Here is a 6000-nt window from a genome sequence, read left to right on the forward strand (position 1 = left end):
AGCTGAGGGCTATCCGACGCGTCGGACCGCATCACCGGGCGCTGTGCCATCTCTCCCCTCAGCCCGCTCAGCCCGCTCAGCCCGCCCTGCCACCCGAACCGGGGGTCTCGGGTACCGCGACGATGCGGTTCTGGTAGGCCCACACCACGGCCTGCAGGCGCGAACGCACCCCGAGCTTGGGCAGCATCCGCGCCACATGGGACTTCACGGTGGTGATCTCGACGGTCAGCTCATGGGCGATCTCCTCGTTGGACATGCCCTGAGCGAGCAGCCCGAGAATCTCCAGCTCGCGGGTGGTGAGCAGACCGTCGGCTCCCTGGACGGTGACGGGCTGGAGGCTGCGGCGCTGCACGAACTCGGCGAGGATGCGCCGGGTGAGGGCCTGGTCCAGCGTGCCTTGACCAGCGGCTACCTGGTGCACGGCGCGCACGATCACCTCGGGGTCGGCGTCCTTGAGGAGGAACCCCGCGGTGCCCGCCTCCAGCGCCCCGAACACGTAGTCGTCCAGGTCGAAGGTGGTCAGGATGAGCACCGGGATCGGGGGATCCAGCGCTGTGAGCTCCCGGGTGGCCTCGATGCCGTCGAGGACCGGCATGCGGATGTCCAGGCAGGCCACGTCGGGGCGCAGCTCGCGCGCGAGATCCACCGCCTCGCGACCGTCGGCCGCGGCGGCGACCACCTCGAGGTCAGGCTCGGTGCCGAGCAGGCCGGAAAGGCCGGCGCGCACCAGCGGCTGGTCATCGGCGAGCAGGAGTCGGATCATCGGATGGGTGCCCTCCCTGTCGGGACGGTCGATCGACCCGTGACGGTCGGTGGTCCCGGTGCGCTCGGTGGCCCCGGCGTGCTCGATGGTCCAGAGGCGGTCGAGGTGCCGACGCGGTCTCGAGGGATGCTCAGGCGCACCGACCAGCCGCCGTCGGCGGTGGGGCCGTGCTCCAGTCGCGCGCCGATCAGGTCGGCGCGCTCGCGCATCCCGGTCAGCCCGTACCCTCCGGCGTTCGCGGCCCCGGAGGGCGGGGCGCCGGTCGGAACCGGGCAGTTCGGAACGGTGCCACTCGTAACCGGGCCGGTCGAGACGGTTCCGCTCGCGCCGGACCCGTCCGGGCCGGGCCCGCTCGAGCCGTGGTCCCGGACGGTGATCACGAGCTCGGCCGGATCAGCATCCTCGACGGTGACCAGGCACGACGCTCCGGGAGCGTGCATGGCGGCGTTGGTCAGGGACTCCTGGATCATCCGATAGGCGACGAGCTGGGACAGCGGGCCGACGCCGTCCCCGAGCTCGCGACCGTCGGCCGGGACGTGCTGCTCGAGCCGCACGGGCATGCCGGCGTCGGCGCGGGCCTCGACCAGCGCGGGGACCGTTGCCAGGGTCGTCACGGACCGCTCCGCCGGTTCTCCGCCGCGCAGCAGGCCCACCACCCGGCGGATGTCGTCGAGCACCGAGCGGGTCTGGCTGCGCACCTGACGCACCGACTCGTGCGCGGCCTGCGGATCCGTCTCGATCTGACGGTCTGCGGCCGCCGCAACGACCGCGATCCCCGAGAGGTGGTGGGCGGCGATGTCGTGCAGCTCGCGGGCCATCGCCGCGCGCTCCTCGGAGGCTGCGGCGCGCGTCAGCGCCTCGCGCTCGCGGCCCAGCGCATCCCGCTCCCGGCCCAGGGCCTCGCGCTCACGGTCGAGCGCCGCGGACTCCTTGCGCTGCGCCTCACGCGCCGCACGGATCGACGCCAGCGCCAGGGCCACCAGAGCCGTGATGCCTACGACGCCGATGCCCTGCACGAGCGCTTCGCCGAGGGCTCCGGGCATGGTGCTGAGTCCGCCGCGCAGGGCGTTCAGGAGCGTCCCGGCCGCGACCATGAGCGCAGCGAGCAGCAGTGCCGGACGCGCCTGTCGCCACGGACGCAGCGGTGCGGCCAGGAACACCGCCACCACGATCGGCAGGTGCGACAGGGTGTAGGCGACGCCCGGGGCCGGCACACTCAGCGCGAGCGCGAGGGCGGCGCTGACCAGCAGGATCGCTCGAGGCGCAGTGCGGATCCACAGCAGCGCCACGCACTGGAGGGTGACCGTCCCAGCCATCGCCCACCACAACGCCGACCCCGGAGGGCTCACGACCGCCGACGGACCGCTCTCGGCCGCCGCGGCCGCGGGGAGGGCGACCAGCAGGGCGATGGCCACCACCCAGGTGACCAGGGCGGTCATGAAGGCGACCGCCCTGGGGGCACCGACGTCGGATGTCATGGGCGAGAGCCTAGTGCGGCGGCGCCGCGATCCCGCCCGACGGGGTTCAGCCCGGGGCTGGGATATCCGAGCCGCCCACGGGTGGCGAGCAGCAGCACGATCGCGGCGACCACGGCCGCGGCGGTCATCGACAGCAGGGAGGACTCCGCATCCAAGGTCGGGAACATCTCCACCGCGAGCACCGACGCGAAGGTGTTCACGCCCGTATGCATCAGCATCGACAGCGGCAACGACTCACCGGTGCGGTTGAAGACCCAGCTGATGACGATGTTGAAGGAGAAGCAGAAGAGGAGGAACTCCACCGGTCGGGTCCAGCTCGCATCCGGCCAGCCGCCCCACTCGGTGAGGAACAGCGGCAGGTGCCACAGACCCCACAGTGGTCCGAGCAGGACCGCCGAACGCAGCGGACCCATCATGCGCTGCATGCGGGTCAGCGCGAAGTCGCGCCAGCCCGGCTCCTCCGCGAGACCGGTGGTGATCATCTGGAACAGCAGCACCGGAACATAGGCGAGGAGCACCATCATGGACGGCGCGTGGATCTCGCCGCCGGAGAAGACGAGCCCGGCGATGAGCATCGCGGCCGGCACCGTGAGCAGGGTGATGGCATACCAGCGCCAGTTCACGTTCCAGCGCAGCAGGCGTCCGGCCCAGCAACGCATGCCGGCCCGGCCGTCGACGATCGCGGTGACCAGCAGGGCAGATCCGATCGGGCCGAGATACGCGCCGGGCAGCACGCCCAGCACCTGGCTGCTGCCCAGCACCGCCGGGAACTCGATGCCCCAGACGCCGAGTCCGTTCAACGACAGGATGTACGGAAGCCAAGCCAGCCAGCTCATGCCGTTGGCCAGGAGGAAGAACGCCAGCAGGGGGTGGCGCCGGATGGCGCCGAGCGGGCCGACGCCACCGCTGCGGACGGTGGGGATCGGGGCCGGGGGCCGGTCAGTGATGGTCACGGGAGTGCCTCTCGTCATGGTCGATGCCCGGGGATGAGCATGCCTCAACGCTAGATATCCGTGCAGGTCGCAGCCAGATCACGAAGGATGAACCCGGCAGGTTCCTCCGAAAGGATGCACGCGCCGGTCCCGGCGTCCCGCTGTCCTGCCGTCCGGGCCGCTGGCCTTCCCGTCGGCCGCACCACGCGTCCCGTCGGCCGCACCACCCGCGCCGACGACCGGTCGGTCAGATCTGCCCGGAGCCTCCAGGAACCGCTGGTGAGCTGTGTGTCTGCTCGGCTCGTCCCCGATCCGTCGGCCGAACGAACGGGATTCCTGGCCGGTCCTTCCCGGCAGGCATAGCCTCACCGCACAGGCGGCGGGACCACCCTGGTCCTGCCATCCACCAGGAGGCCCTGATGGCGCGCACCGAGCTGAAGACGGTCACGACCGACATCCCCGCCCGGCTGGATCGGTTGCCATGGTCGCGATGGCACCTGAAGATCCTCATCGGTCTGGGGACCGTATGGATTCTCGACGGCCTCGAGGTCACGATCGTCGGCAACGTGACCACCCGCCTGTCCGAACCCGGAAGCGGTATCGACATCACCGATGCGCAGGCCTCCGGCACCGCCGCCGCGATGTACGTGCTCGGTGCCTGCCTCGGTGCGCTCTTCTTCGGCTATCTCACCGACCGGCTGGGTCGCAAGAAGCTGTTCATGCTGACCCTCGTGCTGTACCTCGCTGCGACCGCGGGCACCGGCCTGGCCACTGACGCCTGGATGTTCTTCATCCTGCGCTTCCTCACCGGCGCCGGCATCGGCGGGGAATACGCCGCCATCAACTCCGCCGTCGACGAGCTGATCCCCGCCTCGCATCGCGGGCGCGTGGACATCATCATCAACGGCTCGTTCTGGCTCGGGGCGATCGGCGGGTCGATGCTCTCCATCGTCGCGCTGAACACCTCCCTCTTCCCGACCGACATCGGCTGGCGCCTGACCTTCGCCCTCGGGCTCGTGCTGGGGCTCGCGATCCTGCTCGTGCGGCGCACGGTCCCGGAGAGTCCCCGGTGGCTCGTGATCCACGGCAGAGAGGAGGAGGCCGAACGACTCGTCGCGGGCATCGAGGACGAGGTGCGCCGAGCCGCCGGCACGGAGCTCGCCGCGCCCAGCGGGTCGATGCGGATCCGTCAGCGTCACGCGATCGGGTTCGGCGAGATCGCCGGCACGATGTTCAAGACGTACCCCAAGCGCTCCACCCTCGGGTTCTCGTTGTTCATCGGGCAGGCATTCCTCTACAACTCGATCACCTTCGGGTTCGCCACGATCCTCTCGTCGTTCTACGACGTCCCCTCAGGCAGCACCGGCTACTACTACGCCGCCATCGCCGCCGGAAACTTCCTCGGGGCGGTGCTGCTGTCGCGTCTGTTCGACACCTGGGGCCGACGCCCGATGATCGCCGGCACCTACCTGCTCTCCGGGGCGCTGCTGCTGATCACCGCCTGGCTGTTCTACGCCGGGATGCTCACCGCCGTGACGCTCACGCTCTGCTGGGCGATAGCCCTGTTCTTCGCGTCCGCCGGCGCCAGCGCCGCCTACCTCACGGTGTCCGAGGTGTTCCCGATGGAGACGCGGGCCCTGGCCATCGCGTTCTTCTACGCGATCGGCACCGCGGCCGGCGGCATCAGCGGACCGCTGCTGTTCGCCAAGATGGTCGAGACCGGGGAACCTCGCGACACCGCGATCGCCTTCAGCATCGGCGCCGGCCTGATGATCGCCGCCGGCATCGTGGCGGTGTTCCTGGGCGTTGCGGCCGAAGGCAAGGGCCTAGAAGCCATCGCCCGACCCCTCACCCAGCAGGACGACGACGAACCGGCCGACGGGGAGCCCGCGACGACGTGATGCGTCGTGGGCCGTGGGCCGTGGGCCGTGGACCGTGGACCGTGGACCCGTGTCGCGCGGCGTCGAACCCGCATGGTGTGTCGGTGAGGCAGCGCTCACCGACACACCACACAGGCTCGACGCACCAGGCCCGGCCTGCCAGGCGGCACGCCCCTCATCCCCGGCCCGCCAGGCGGCACGCCTCTCAGGCGAGGTCGGCGAGCTTCTCGAAGCGCTCGAGGCGCTCGCGGTAGTACTCGGTGTGCGCGGCGACGGGCTCGACGCGGCGGAGCACCGGCACCTCGGCGACCGTCGTGTCGGGGGAGACCTGCTCGAGGGCCATCACGGCGGAGCCGCGCATGGTGGAGCGGGACACCGCGACGTGGTCGATGGGCGCTCCGAGCGCGTCGGAGAGCAGGTGCAGCCAGGCGGGGATCGCCTCGGTCATGCCACCGGAGAGCACGATCCGCTCGGGCTCGCCGCCGGCCTCGCGCATCTGGTCGGCGATGCGCAGGAACGACAGGGCCACACCCTCCATCGCGCCGCGCAGCATGTCCTCGGCGGTGGTGGAGGCGCCCACATTTGCGAACAGGGCCCGCGAGGAGCCGCGCCACTTGGTGCCGCGCTCGCCCGAGAAGAACGGGACGACCAGCGGGGTTCCCGCTGTCGGCGCGGCGGAGAACAGGGACTTCGTGTCGGTCTCGCCGATCTCGAAGGGGATGTCGAGCTCGTTGCGCGCCCAGTCCAGCACGCGCCCGCAGTCGCTCATCGCGGAGCCGACGAGCGTGCGCTGCGCGTCGAAGCGGTAGGCCCACAGGCCGCTGGGGAGGGTGGGGATCTCGGTGTCCAGGAGCTGACGGATCGCGCCGGAGGTGGCGGTGGAGATCCCCCAGGTGCCGGCGCCGAGTGCGCCGATGCCGAGGTTCGCGGCGAGACCGTCGCCGATC

At 71.1% G+C, this 6000-nt stretch carries 5 protein-coding genes; 1 reads left to right on the top strand and 4 read right to left on the bottom strand.

All coding sequences use genetic code 11. From position 1 onward, the window contains the following. Nucleotides 1-76: 76 nt before the first annotated feature. From ACT3T5_RS17740 to ACT3T5_RS17750, 3 genes are read right to left on the bottom strand one after another with little or no spacing between them, the layout of a single operon-like run. Entirely contained in the window at nucleotides 77-763 is a 687-nt protein-coding gene (locus tag ACT3T5_RS17740) for a response regulator (RefSeq protein ID WP_444595080.1), read from the bottom strand. Further along, nucleotides 760-2241, bottom strand: coding sequence for a sensor histidine kinase (locus ACT3T5_RS17745; protein ID WP_444595081.1), 1482 nt, complete (start codon nucleotides 2239-2241; stop codon nucleotides 760-762). Before ACT3T5_RS17745 ends, ACT3T5_RS17740 begins: the two co-directional genes overlap by 4 nt. Beyond that, the gene (locus ACT3T5_RS17750; protein WP_444595082.1) at nucleotides 2238-3194 is read right to left on the bottom strand and encodes a CPBP family glutamic-type intramembrane protease; all 957 of its coding nucleotides are present in this window, start codon (nucleotides 3192-3194) and stop codon (nucleotides 2238-2240) included. The genes ACT3T5_RS17745 and ACT3T5_RS17750 overlap by 4 nt, the downstream gene beginning before the upstream one ends. Before the next feature lie 398 nt (nucleotides 3195-3592). Between ACT3T5_RS17750 and ACT3T5_RS17755 the strand changes: the two genes are divergently transcribed. Further along, the gene (locus tag ACT3T5_RS17755) at nucleotides 3593-5074 is read left to right on the top strand and encodes an MFS transporter (protein ID WP_444577129.1); all 1482 of its coding nucleotides are present in this window, start codon (nucleotides 3593-3595) and stop codon (nucleotides 5072-5074) included. 184 nt (nucleotides 5075-5258) lie between these two features. Here ACT3T5_RS17755 and ACT3T5_RS17760 read toward each other — a convergent pair. Then, on the bottom strand, nucleotides 5259-6000 hold a 742-nt coding region (locus ACT3T5_RS17760), incomplete at its 5' end, for an FGGY-family carbohydrate kinase (RefSeq protein ID WP_444595083.1).

This window comes from Brachybacterium sp. AOP3-A1-3 (assembly GCF_052378285.1).
Taxonomy (GTDB): domain Bacteria; phylum Actinomycetota; class Actinomycetes; order Actinomycetales; family Dermabacteraceae; genus Brachybacterium.